The organism is Arcicella lustrica (assembly GCF_034930985.1).
In the GTDB taxonomy this organism is placed as follows: Bacteria; Bacteroidota; Bacteroidia; order Cytophagales; family Spirosomataceae; genus Arcicella; species Arcicella lustrica.
Genome location: NZ_JAYGIM010000010.1, coordinates 16,525 through 29,794 on the forward strand (window position 1 = coordinate 16,525; position 13,270 = coordinate 29,794).

The 13,270-nt window shown below is 31.7% G+C and carries 11 protein-coding genes; 2 read left to right on the forward strand and 9 right to left on the reverse strand.

Translation table 11 applies throughout. From position 1 onward, the window contains the following. Positions 1 to 3: 3 nt before the first annotated feature. The gene (locus VB798_RS13625) at positions 4 to 834 is read left to right on the forward strand and encodes a caspase family protein (protein ID WP_323259189.1); all 831 of its coding nucleotides are present in this window, start codon (positions 4 to 6) and stop codon (positions 832 to 834) included. Positions 835 to 871: 37 nt separating this feature from the next. Here VB798_RS13625 and VB798_RS13630 read toward each other — a convergent pair whose 3' ends face one another. The 7 genes from VB798_RS13630 to VB798_RS13660 all read right to left on the reverse strand — a co-directional run bounded on the left by VB798_RS13630 (position 872) and on the right by VB798_RS13660 (position 8,668). Next, the gene (locus VB798_RS13630) at positions 872 to 2,161 is read right to left on the reverse strand and encodes a TolB family protein (RefSeq protein ID WP_323259191.1); all 1,290 of its coding nucleotides are present in this window, start codon (positions 2,159 to 2,161) and stop codon (positions 872 to 874) included. Between the two features lie 33 nt (positions 2,162 to 2,194). After that, positions 2,195 to 3,805 (reverse strand): thrombospondin type 3 repeat-containing protein, encoded by a 1,611-nt coding sequence (locus tag VB798_RS13635; RefSeq protein WP_323259193.1) that lies wholly within the window; start codon positions 3,803 to 3,805, stop codon positions 2,195 to 2,197. A gap of 63 nt (positions 3,806 to 3,868) precedes the next feature. Further along, positions 3,869 to 5,740, reverse strand: coding sequence for a caspase family protein (locus VB798_RS13640; protein ID WP_323259195.1), 1,872 nt, complete (start codon positions 5,738 to 5,740; stop codon positions 3,869 to 3,871). A gap of 30 nt (positions 5,741 to 5,770) precedes the next feature. Continuing rightward, positions 5,771 to 7,045 (reverse strand): hypothetical protein, encoded by a 1,275-nt coding sequence (locus VB798_RS13645; RefSeq protein WP_323259197.1) that lies wholly within the window; start codon positions 7,043 to 7,045, stop codon positions 5,771 to 5,773. Then, positions 7,042 to 7,485 (reverse strand): hypothetical protein, encoded by a 444-nt coding sequence (locus VB798_RS13650; RefSeq protein ID WP_323259199.1) that lies wholly within the window; start codon positions 7,483 to 7,485, stop codon positions 7,042 to 7,044. Before VB798_RS13650 ends, VB798_RS13645 begins: the two co-directional genes overlap by 4 nt. Positions 7,486 to 7,781: 296 nt before the next feature. Beyond that, positions 7,782 to 8,012, reverse strand: coding sequence for a hypothetical protein (locus VB798_RS13655; RefSeq protein ID WP_323259201.1), 231 nt, complete (start codon positions 8,010 to 8,012; stop codon positions 7,782 to 7,784). 92 nt (positions 8,013 to 8,104) lie between these two features. Further along, positions 8,105 to 8,668 carry a hypothetical protein gene (locus VB798_RS13660; protein ID WP_323259203.1) on the reverse strand — a complete coding sequence of 188 codons (564 nt, stop codon included), beginning with the start codon at positions 8,666 to 8,668 and terminating at the stop codon, positions 8,105 to 8,107. Positions 8,669 to 9,310: 642 nt separating this feature from the next. Here VB798_RS13660 and VB798_RS13665 point away from each other — a divergent pair. Then, entirely contained in the window at positions 9,311 to 12,019 is a 2,709-nt protein-coding gene (locus tag VB798_RS13665) for a CHAT domain-containing protein (RefSeq protein WP_323259205.1), read from the forward strand. Here the strand turns inward: VB798_RS13665 and VB798_RS13670 are convergent. Beyond that, positions 12,006 to 12,695, reverse strand: a complete 690-nt coding sequence (locus VB798_RS13670) for a tetratricopeptide repeat protein (RefSeq protein WP_323259207.1) — start codon at positions 12,693 to 12,695, stop codon at positions 12,006 to 12,008. The genes VB798_RS13665 and VB798_RS13670 overlap by 14 nt on opposite strands. After that, positions 12,692 to 13,270, reverse strand: a complete 579-nt coding sequence (locus tag VB798_RS13675) for an RNA polymerase sigma factor (protein WP_323259209.1) — start codon at positions 13,268 to 13,270, stop codon at positions 12,692 to 12,694. The genes VB798_RS13670 and VB798_RS13675 overlap by 4 nt, the downstream gene beginning before the upstream one ends.

Sequence of the window (13,270 nt, forward strand, 5' to 3'; positions counted from 1 at the left end):
TTTATGAAAAGAAGAATGTTCCTTACGAAGTTATATGAGTTTGGGTTATTTACTTTTTTGAAGAAACCAAAAGTCGATTTACAAATTGGAAAACCAATTTTAAATGTGTTGTTAGCAATTGATTTAAGTCAAGAAAACAGGAAAAAAGATAGATTAGCTGACCTCAGAGCAATGGATTTTTTTTTCCGGTCTAAGGGAGAAATGGCAGGGATGAATGTTCAAGTTCATACTTTTTTAAATGCAAGTTTTACTCCTACACATTTAATTGAAACTATTAATAAAATAGGAGATATTACTAAAAATCAACCACAGAATAGCGGAATTGTCTTTTACTTTTCAGGACATGGTGCAAATTTTGGAGACGAAATTTTTCCACGATTTTCGTTTGGAAACGAAGTGCTTGCGATGAATAAACTAAATGCAATGATTGGAGCTTGTAATCCTAGATTAAGGTTTATCCTTGCTGATTGTTGTAATAATTTTATTCAAGGGATGTCGCAGATTCCTAATACAGCTAACCCAACAGATGAAGATTTGGTTAAAAAACTATTTTGGGATTTTGGAGCTTCTAATGTTAAAAAGACAATATTAATTTGTGCTGCAGAGCGTGGTGAGTATTCATATAGTGTGGAGTCTGGTAGTATTTTTCAGCAAATGTTTAGGAAAGCTTTTTATGAATGTACTTCTAACGATAATATTAATACTAGCTGGGAGCAAATAAAAAATAGGACAATGAAGGAGGTAAAGAGAATTTTGGATAGACAATCTAAAACCACAGGTATTAATTATGGACAATCGCCTATCTTTACAATCATCTCTACCTCAGACATTTGAGTAATACACATCAATTCAACTAAATGCTTTTATAAAATCATTGCCTATTTTTCAAAATTTCAATTCTTTTAGTTTTTGTATTGTTTTTAGGTGTTGGTGTTGATACACTCATTGTACTAGCTGGAATCAGTTTCGGAATTGCTTGCATCAAAAAATCTTTTGCAATTAATTCACAGTTATTGAAGGAATTTCCTCCGATAGATAAACCTTTGTTTATATAACCTTCCGTTTTAATATTTAAAGTAAATTCATCATAAGTTGGTAAAACAACAGTGTATCTACCATCTGAAATATTTGTTTCGAAAGTAGCGAAAATCTCACTAGGAGAAGTTTTCGCTATTACATCAATTTTGGCATGAAGAGGAGCCTGAGAAAGAGAATCTAACACAAAACCTTGTATGACAGCATTTTTTTGTGGTTTGTATTCTTCTGGAATTACTGAGGAGTAAATATCTCCATCAGAAACAAAGTAAAGTATATCACCACAAGGATTAATCGTCACAAACTTATCATCTTTTCTTGAGTTGATAAACTTCAAATTAACAGGTTCTAGCCAAGTCCCGTCGTCCTGTAATACTGATTTATATACATCGAAATCGCCTTTACTTTCTTTTCTGATTGACGAAAAAAATAGTGTTTTACCATCAGCATGAATCCTTGGAGCACATTCACAGCCTTGATTGATAGGATATGGTAGCTGGATGGGGCGCTCCCAAGGGTCATTAATACTTTCACGTTCAGATAGCAGGATTTTATAACATTGTTGATTCCCTATTTTTTGATTAGGTATTTCTCGAATAAAAAAAAGCCTTTTGCCATCTGGAGATATACTTGGTGAACCTTCGAAAGCTGCTGTATTGATAGCTTCCCCTGCATTTTGTGGAATACTCCAATTATCGTTAATTCTGGTAGAAAAGTAGATATCTTCACTTCCTTTTCCAATTTTATTAATGCCAGAAAAAAATATACTATTACCATCATAACTAATATTTGGATGGTTTACAATACGTGATGGTTGAAAAAAATTATTAATATTTTCAATAGCTTGCGGTGGTTGATATTCACCTCTTTGATGGAGCTTCGTCTCGAATATTCCAATAATGTGAGGATTTATGATAGAATCTCCAATGTAAGATACCTCTCTATTGGGGTTATATTTATTAGATTGATAAATAAAACTAGTTCTATCTGCACTTATTGAAGGTGAATCTTCTAAAAACTCGGAGTTAATCGGACTAGGTAAACGCTTTTTGCTGACTTGGCCTAATCCGAAATGACTTAAAGTAATAAGAATAAGTATTGATATTTGAATTTTTATTTGCTTCATATTTAACAGTCTTTTGAATCAATATTATATTCCTTATTTAATAGGACATCCCTTGTTTTCTTTTGGTCCTGCTTCGTTGGGACAATTATCTTTTTCATCAGGAATACCGTCGTTATCAGAATCTGGACAACCATTGAATTTTGGAAGTCCTTTTTGATCAGGACATTTATCGCTATCATCAGGAATACCATCACCATCTCTATCAGGGCACCCGTGTGTTTTAATCGTTCCTGCTTTATCTGGACAAGCATCATCTTTATCCTGTATGCCATCATTATCGTTATCTGGACACCCGTCAAATTCAACTAAGCCTTGATTATCTGGGCATTTGTCTTTGCGATTAGATACACCATCATTATCATTATCTTTAATTCGTTTAGCTTTTTTTGATATTGATATTCCAACATAGAAAGTAGGCTTAATTCCTTTCGACTGGTCAAAAAGAAAATTGATATTTTCTGTTCCGAAAATTAATGAGCCAAGACGTACATGGAAACCAACACCTATAGATTTATTGTCAATGTTATATGAAATTGGCATGCTCCAACTTCCATCACCAGATTCTGCTCTAAAAGCTGCAGAAACCATAGATGGTTGAGAGTAACTATTACTCTTTTTCACATTTCGGTACATCAAATTAAAATACCAGGTTTTTCCTAGATAAGCATCTGCTTGAAGTATGAGGGTAGAAGGTAAAACAGAAAGGTTATCTACAATAGTATCTTTAAAATATGGATTAAAGCTTTCTGTGATAGGGTCTAAGGCAAGCCCATTAAATGTTTTGCTGTTAATACTACTTTTGGCAATACTCCCAGTTAGTAATTTTTTAGCATTATTAACTCTGTAATTGCCCAAGTCTAAGAGAGAAAGTCCTAATTTCAAGCGATACTTATTTTTTTCAACATCAGAACGGTCATATTTATCCATTTTGTAATGATATTGCTGATAATTAGGTCTGAATTCATAGGTTAGACCTAAATCAAAACCTGTTCCATCATGCTGAGCCATAATATTATTATAGCTATGATCAATATCGCCAAAGAGTCTTTGTCCAGTAAAGTTTATTTTGGATGAATCAGCATCAAAGCTATAAGCTTGATTATTGGTTGTTCTGTACCATTTTATGGTCGCACCAATTTTCAAAAAATGCTGATTTCTGATGAATATTGGTAAGGCATATCCTAAACTGTAATCTCTGACTGTGGCTGTATTGTAAGTTTGATTCTTGAAAAGAAATGTATCAACACTAATAGGGTCTGTTCCGAATAAACGGTTTAGATTTCCATTTTCACTTTGCCAAGTCCGAAGGCGAGTACCAAATACGATGGCATGATTATTATAAAGTTGTATCATCAAACCTGGTCCAGCCCAATCTTCATAATTAGTTCTCCACTTTTTTTCGCCAACATCAACAGTGGTAGATGATGGGGATGCCCAAGGATTATTTAACGTATTCTCTGTACCGACCCAATACATTGATCCCAAGTGAATTTGCCAAGCTAGCCTAGAGTCTGAAATACTAGATGGATTCATCTGTGCTTCTCTGACGCCAGCATTATTATTCGTTTGCCATATTCCAGTATATTGGGCATTGATTGTGGATATTAAAGAAACAAAAAATATGGTAAAGAGCGCTTTTTTCATGAGTAAGTTTTTAAATAAATTTTAATTTTGAAGCAATGAAATTTTGTAAATGCCTGATGAGACTCACCAAGTTATCCCAAAACGTCCGAGGGCTTTTTGTGCTGAATCATTTCCAAGTTTAGCTGCTTTTTTATAGTAGTCTTTTGCTAAACTGCTATTTTTAGATACACCTTTTCCGTATTCATATATAATTCCTAAATTATAATACGCCAATGGCAACCCTTGTTTAGCTGCTTTTTGATACCAATTGATTGCTTCATCATAATTTTGATTTGAACCATTTTTAGCTGCGTCGTACATTACTGCTAGATTAAATTGCGCCACAGGATGTCCTTGATTAGCTGCTTTTTGATACCAATTAATTGCTTGTGAAGTATTTTGAAGAGTCCCTTTACTTGTTTCATAAATGTATCCTAAATTTAACTGTGCCTCAATGTGCCCTTGTTTTGCTGCTTGAGTGTAGATATTGATTAAATCTTGGCTTGATAAAGAATTGCTAGCCAATCTAGCAAAATTATATGAACCTTCAGCATCACCTTGGTCAGAAGCCTTTTTATACCATTTTACTGCTTCTTTGAGGTCTTGTGGAAGTCCTTGAGCAGTTTCATAGATAAAGCCTAAGTTTACTTGTGCATCGGCATCTCCTTGTTCGGCCGCTTTACGATACCATTCGGTAGCTTCCCGGTAGTTTTGTGCTACTCCCAATCCTTTTTCACATAAAAAACCTAGGTTAAACTGAGCATCTGCTAAATGATGCTCTGCGGCTTTAAGATACCATTCTGCGGCTTTTTTATAGTCTTGACGATTACTTAATCCTCTTTCATAAAAGATGCCAAGATTATATTCAGCACGTGCATCACCTTTTTCAGCAGCTTTAAGATACCATTTCATCGCCTCAGAATAATCTTGGCGTACACCAAAACCCATGTCGTACATAAAACCAAGCTGTCCTTGATTAAGTGATTTAAAAAGGGTATGTTCTTTATGTGGAAAATAGTATCTGAAGGCATCATCATATTGTTTTTGTTCAAAAGCGGCTTCTCCTTCTTGAATAGACTTATTTACATCATCATAGCTGATGACTGTCCTTGTTTTTAGGAAATAAAAATCTCCTTCTAGTTCATCATAACGGCCAGGTGATTGACGATAATTTGTTTTTGTTCTTACTCCAGCTGTTGTGCTATCTAAAATACTTCTGATACCAATATTAGGTATCTCAATATACTTTAGAAGTGTCCCTGTAAACATTCCATTTCGCTCGTTGATATTATCATCGGCTGTACTGCCTTCTCGAGTAGCGTAAACAACCATACTTCCTTGTGGATTATTGGTAGGACGTACAAGCCCTGTCGGAGCAGTAATGTTTCTTTTACTGGCATCACAACTCATTAAATGTGGAAAATCTCTACAAGCATCAAGAAAGACGAAGCTGTTTTTTACACTTTTTGAAGCAATATCTACTAAGATACGATTGAGTGAAATACCAGAAGATTCAATTTGTTCTAGGCAACGAATTTTGGTATCAGTTGGCAATAAGTAATTAACGTTGTTATAACTTACACCATGCCCCGAGTAATAGAACAAAACTACATCGCTACTCCTAAGTTGAGAAGTGAAGATGTTTAAAGAATCTATAAAAGTTCTATAATCAACATTTTTTAAAGTAAATACTTCAAAGCCTAGCCTTTTCAAGGAGTTTGTCATATCAATAGCATCATTGATAGGGTTTCTAAGCTTTGAAACACCAGTATAATCTTTGTTCCCAATAACGAGAGCAATTCTTCGTTCGCCTGTCGGATTTGGGCTAAACGACCTATTTTGTGCTATTGATGTTTGTAATGCAAAAACCAAGAAAAGGAATGAAAGTACCGCTTTCTTTTTAGAGGTTAAAAAAAAGGATAGCTTGAGTATTTTATTAAAAAATAGAGCAATCATCTTAGTAATTATTTATTAGTTAAATACAATTTATTTAGGTTTGGCGATTGATAGCCGATCTTTTGTGGTAATTAATAATTTATCTTCTAAAACAATATTATTAGGTGAGTTCCTGGAACAACTCAAGACATCCTTCAAATCTTCTTTGACAAATTTTGTACCCTTGTATATCATAAGGTTTAGTTTGCAAAAAGGTTGTGTAGAAGCAAAAGACATTAAATAATCTACTCCAAAAGGAGCAACACAGATAATAGATTTGCCTTTTGCAATTTTTATTTCAACCCATTTTGAAACCTCTTCAGGTTTTACTTCGTAATTATCTAATAACAAACAGATACGATTATCTGGCCAAATATCAATTAGTCTTAAAAAACAGGGTTTAGTCGTTTTAAACCAATATCTTATTGTATCACTTTTGTAATAAACTATATCGTTTCGACCCTTATCGGTTTTTATCTCAATTTCAAAATCATCAATTCGATAAGTATTAGTACTAACATCAATAACTATCTGTTTTTCAATTTCTTCTTGAGTTTTATTAGATTCAACGTATTGAATATTGTTTTCATAAACTGGATTTTGTATAAAACTGGCATCATTTTCTAGTACTTTTTTAGGGGTTAATTGTGCCGTTTTTTGAGCAATTACTTCCCAATGCGGTAGCTCTGAATAAAACTGTTCATTTAATGTATTAAAAAAACATTGACCAAAAATTCCTCCTTCATCAGTAATGATTGAACGTTGACTAACATTACAAGACATCATAACAAATGACCCTTTTGAATCATTGAACAATGCCTTTATTGTCTTTTTATTAAGATTTGTCCGTGGAGTATTCCTACTAAAAAGCTGTTGAGTTTTATAAAGTACATTGCAGGATTCATTCAAAAGAACATAAAGCCGAACTTGTTTTTGTGTTAGAAGTTGCTTTAAACTTCCCAAATAAATGTCCGATTGATTCGTTGTCCCTAGTCTTACAGTAGGATACAATTCATTATTTTTGTTATAACCATGAGCGGCTACGTAGCAGAAAATGGCATCATTTTGATTTACTTGTAAATTTTTAATTTTGCGGATTACAAAATTTGTATCAGCCAGTTCTTCTTTTAAGAAAAAGATAGTATCTACCTCATAATCTGTATTTCTAAAGATGTTTTCTAACTCAATGAGCTGATTTTTTATATATTTATTTCCATACACTCTTTCATCACTTTGATAATCTATCAAACCAATAATGTGTATTTTTTGTGAAAACACTGAAAATACAAAGAGATGTAAAAGAAGAGTAAAGTATATTTTCCTCATAAATGATTGAATTGCTTAATTAGAAATTGATTATGCTTTGTCTTAGGCAAACCGATCCTTAGTCCATTTTTTCCAATATTGTCTATTGCGTAAGGCTCACTCCAAACGATAGATGATGTATCCATATTGGTTGCCGAAATAACTAAACAATTAATTTTATCGTCTTTTAGGAGTCGGTATAGTTCTTTCAGAGTCCTACTTTTATATTTTTCTGTGTTGATTTTAGCCTTATAATACCGCTGAAAACGGAATAGTAACATTTCATGATCAACATATTCTTCAGTAGAACCAATATACAGCGTATCTGAATTTAAGTGTATATCTTTATATTGGCTGACATCCCAGTTCTTAGCCTTTATTCTATAAATAATAACTACGAAAGCTATGGCTAATAGTGCTAAAATTTTATAAAAAACTGATTTTTGCCCATGATTTTCCATCCTGAATATGTTGATTTAGCTTTTATAAAAAACGATTAAAACACAAGGATTAAAATTATCTAAGGTTGTATAAACCTTAGATTCGAAGGGTTAAAAAAGCAAAAATGACAGTCAGAAAAATAGCAATAAGATACCGCTAAACTGAGAAAAGTAGCAATTGATATATTTTTTTTCATGATGGGAGAAATTAATGGTTCATGCCATCACTAAATAGAATAGTAGTCTATTTTGTAATTTTTAAGAAAGAAAAAATGTAAAGAAGGTATATTTAATAGAAAAAGGAATTTGCAAACAAATCAATCTGTTTGTCCTGATTCTTCTTTTTGGGTAGTTTCGTGTATTACTTTTAGTTTTTTACTTATTATAGAGGCTTTTAGAGCAGTACGTAGTTTTTGAAGTTTTTCATATTCACGGAGAAGATTTGGGTTTGAATTTAATTCTTCAATGATTGCGGTCTTCTCTTGTTCTGTTTCATCTCCACTTAAATGGTTGATAAGCCTCAATGTATCTTCACTAGTAATATTCATTTGATATAAATTTTAGTGTAAAGCTACCAACCTTTTAACTAAAGAAAAATGATATTTTTAAAATTATTTAACAAGCACAAAGTAAAAAATGTCTATTCATCTAATTGGTCTCTTAATATTTTTAAACAATTGCTGAAAAGTACTCTCAAGCTTCCTTCGTTGTCATTAGGGTATTTTTGATATATTTTTTTCCATTCCAAATCGTTTATTAATTTATCAGTAAGTAAGTCCCTGCATTTACTTGGCATTCCATCTATCAATGTAATAACTTGCTGATAATATAAAATGCTCTCAGCTTCTGATTGAACAACGCCAAAAAGTTCAGTAACGTTATCAAGTCGGCTAACATCTTTATAACCACAACTTTTCCAATAATCTCTTCTCTTCCAGTCGAGATGCCTTTTGGCCCATGCAATAATCATCGCTGAATTATCATTATTTAGTTTTTCTATTTTACCTTCAGTTACTCGAATATAAAGTTCAATAATTACATCATGATAAAGATCAAACGCAGTATTTGAGTCTCCTTTTAATTCGAATAAATGCCCAGAATAGAGTATTTTTTCTAAATACTCAAAAGCCCATGTTTCCCCGTTCTTAATTGCATCATATAAGTCCGAGTGAAGAGGCTGCTTGATTTTAATAGATTGTGCCAAGTGTTTGTAATTTTATAGGTTATTAATAAGTAAGTTCTTCAATATATTAATCTTGAATCAAGGAATTGATGAGTTTTGTTTCTTTCTGGGTACAATGAAATTGCAAAACGGAATATTAATCTATTTGATAATATGTTAGTTGTGTGTTGTGGGATAAACGCTGAAAAGATTAACGATGCTTTTCAACGGTTAAATTTTTCTTTGATGACCTAATTGCATAACATTGAGTCATAAATATAGGAATAAATAAATAATTAACTTTTTTAAGTAAGTCCAATCCAAGTGTTTCTATTAACTACAAAGAATATACGTTTACAGTTTAGCTCAAAAATTAAAGCGTTTGTAAAAAAAATACGACGTTTAAAAAAGAAGCAGACCGAAAAATAAGTTTTTGGCTTTTGCCGCATTGATGCAGGCTAATTGAGCTATTTACATACTCAAAAATTCTGATTTAGAGTATTTCTCCTTCTTTCTCTTCTAAAAGGCTTTTTCTTGGTTTATCAAATTCTTTTTAATCTGAAGAGGTTATTTGTCTGATTATTCTAAATAATTTATTTATATTAACATAGTGTTTTCCTAAGTAATATTTACATTCAGAATGTAAATAATGTCTTTTACTTAACCACTCCTTGCTTTTTATACATGAAATATTTTATACTAGGCTTTTTAATAAATTTCTTCTTGATTCAAGATGGAATCTCAATGAGATTATCCAAGGATAAAAATTTGGAATTAGCAGAAAAAAAACTAGATGAATTAGAATCTTTATATGCTCTTGCTCAACATGAAGCCTCCATCAAAGTAGGTAGAGAAGTTCTCCAGCTTTTGCCTAATATTAATAAGTCTAATGAAAAATGTATTTTTAAAGTATATCTGAATCTAGCTACGAACTATTTTACTTTGTATAAAAGTGATTCAACGGATTATTTTTTTAGCAAAGCCAATAATTTACTAAGACAAAGCCCTAATTTAACTGTTGAAATTCCTAATTATGTTGCCAATCATTGGGATCATCAAGGGATGTTTTATGCTCGTAAAGCAAATTATACACAGGCGATTCATTATATCCAAAAAGGTTTATTGGTTTGTAAAGAACACCACTTAAATCAATATGAACTTCCTTTTCTGAATAATCTTGCCAATACTTATGATTGGATGGGAGATTATCAAAATGCGTTTTTGATATATCAAAAAATCCAACAAATCGGAATACCCAAGCATTATAATGGTTTACAAACGCTCATATCAATGGGTTGGAATGCCTTACGTAGAAAAGAATATGCCCAAGCGGAAGTTTTTTTTCAAAAAGGTTTAACAATGTATCAATTCCTTGTTAAAGAGAAACTTCTCGTTCATAATGAACGAGATAAAATGCTCATAAAATTTGATTTAGGAGTTTGTTATTCATTGAGTACGTCATTTGAAAAAAGTAATTTATATCTTGATAAAGTAATTGATTTTTATTGGAAGAGTAAAATTAAAAAAGATAAGTATTTAAGTTTAGCCCATTTACAAAAAGCTAAGAATTTATATGCCTTAGGCGCAAAGCAACAAGCTTTACAGGAAGTTCAAAAAGGACTTCAGGCACTTGTGCTTGAATTTAATAGTAATATTATAGCTGATAACCCGTTGCTTTCACAAACTATTTTAGATAAAAAAAGCCTATTTCAATTGTTAGCTTTTAAAGGTGAAATTTTGAGTGATTTTTACGCAACCAAACACCAAGAGGAAATACTTGAAAAGAGTGTTAGATGTTTTTATTTAGCTGTGTTATTAGCAGAAAAGCATCGAAAAGCTATTGATTATCAAGAAGATAAATTGAGATTTAATCAAGATAATAAGCTAGTGTTTGAAAAAGCTATTCATTTAGGATATAAGTTTTACCAATTACAGCCTAACATTGCTAATGCTAATTTATTTTTGAGAATTATGGAAAGCACAAAAGCCATAGCACTAAATGATAAAATAGCAATTGATAAAGTAAAAATTTCAACCAAAGCAATGCCTATTCAAGATGAAGAACAGAAAGAATTACGTTATAATGCTGGATTAAAACAGGCTATGCTTGATAATAAAGTTAATACTAAAAGCTTGGATAGTTTACGAAAATTGTTGACAGACAGTGAGTTAAAACTTTATGAATTGAATAATAAACTGGCGTCGTATATGCCACATCGTAATAGCCAATACTCTAATGCTGATATATCAATAAAAGAAATTATAGCAAATTTAAGTCCCGAAAGCGCCTATATCAGTTATACAATAACCTCTGATTTTAAAGTATTTGTATTGGCTGTTAATCATCAAAAAGTAATCATTAAAAAACTAGATATAGGCTCTAACTTTATACATCAAACGCAAAAATTAATATTTTCATTAAGAGAAAACCCTACTTTATTTGCTTACCAAGGAAGTCCAGAGGCTGTAGCTTTGTATAAGATTTTAATAAATCCTATAGAACAAGTATTAGTAGGAACAAAATGCTTAATTATCAGTAGAGATGGCATTTTAAATTATTTACCTTTTGAAGTATTAGAATTAGGGAAAAATAAAAATGATTATCTCGTTCGCTATTTTGCCATTTCATATCAATATAATGCACTTACTTATCTACTAAAACAAGAGTTAAAGACTAATTCAAAACCTAAGCTTTTAACGATTGCCCCTTTTACTAAGCAACAAATTATTGCTGATGACACACTAATGGCTTTGCCTGCGAGTTCGAAAATAGAAAATAATGATGTTTTACGGGATGCTAAAGCAACTAAAAATCATTTTATTCAGCTTTCGGATAAGTATGATGTATTCCATCTTAAGTGTCATTCCGTTTCCGACCCCAATAAGTATGCAGACTCATACATTTATTTTAATCCATCTTCATCATCTTGGAAATTAGGTTTTCATGAAATTTTGACTTTACCAATGAAGCAATGTCAATTGTTAATGTTGGGTTCATGCAATAGTGGCAATGGACATATTGAACCTCAAGAAGGAGTAATGTCTCTTTGTTATGCTTTTTATAAAGCAGGTTGCAAAGCAGTATTATCTGCTCAATGGCAAGCACATGATCGTTCGAGTGAATTCATTACTGCAAGATTTTATACTTATCTTAAAGAGGGAGTAACGAAAGACATTGCTTTACAAAAGGCAAAAATAGATTTTTTAAATGAACCTCTTGGTAATGAATTAAATCACCCTTTTTATTGGGCAAATCTAACAATTACAGGAAATATTAGCCCAATAGTTGAGAACAGCTTTTCAAGTATTTACCTTTTTGTTGGAATAACAGTTTTTTTACTCCTAATCATATTTTTATTCAAAAAATACGTCAAGAAGCCTAGAAAATTTTAGCCCAAAAAATTTGCCACCAAAGTTTAGCTTTATCGATTTTTCCAATTGGATACACACAATCATTACAAGAACTTAACTCATCATATAAATGATTGGCTTCTTGTATTTGACCACTTTTTAAGTAAGCCAAAACCAAGTGCCATTGAGTCGCTTCTTTAAAGTATGGGCGAAGATTATTATTCTTTAATACAACTTGAAAACTTTGAACAGCTTTTTGAAACTGCCCTTCAGCTAAATAACTTTGTCCAGCATAAAAGCTATCAAATACTTTTTTTTCTACAGGAGAAAGAATAGAAACATCTACATCCCTAACAATTGTAAGGTCATTTTCCGAACCAGGTAGTTGAATAACTGAGAATGAAGCATACAATACAAAAATTAAACAAGCTGCAACCAGACCGCTTAAATAAGGGAAAAGTGTTACGAAAGAAGCCTTTTTCTTTAAAGGAGTTATAGGCTCTTCTTGTTCTAATTTATCTAAAGTTGCTATTATGTTTTGTTCAATTGTTATCTCTTTTATCATATTTGTTAATTTTTGATAATCGGATACTTCTTTTGAAAAATCAAAATCATTCTTTAAGGCATTTTCAAAGTTAGCCATTTCGTCAACTGATAAACTGCCATTGAAATATTGCTCAATGGTTTCTAAACGTTGGTAATCATCTTGTGTATTCATGGTTTAAGTAGAAGTGTTTTAAGTTTTTCTAAACATCTAAATTTGCGAACTTTTACTGCATCTGGATTCCCTAAATTGAAACGTAGTGCAATATCTTTAATTGAAAGGTCCTCGCCATAATATGCCATCAGAATACTTCGGCAAGGTTCTCCTAATCGTTCAAGTATATTGGGAAGAAAACTATTTTCTTCTTCGTTTTCTATTATTGCACTAGATATTGGTTCCTGAGTGTAAACGTTTTTTTGAGTCAAATATTCTTGTTCTCTTCTGAAACGCCTTCCATCAGCCTCTTTTTTTTTAAGCCATTTGTTGTTGGCGATTTGTATGAAATAGCCTTCCATTTCCTTTAAAGACTTTGCTTCAAACTTTAAATGTCGTACTTGACGAAAAAAAATAATAATTACTTCTTGAAAAATATCTTTAGCATCATCATAATTACCACCTTGTTTAAAAATATGTGATGCTATGATTGGTTTAAAAGAGCGATATAAAAATACAGTCACATTATTAATCTCTGTGTGGTTATTACTTCTCAGTATATCAACCACATCACTTGGGCTATATCTTTGATTCAT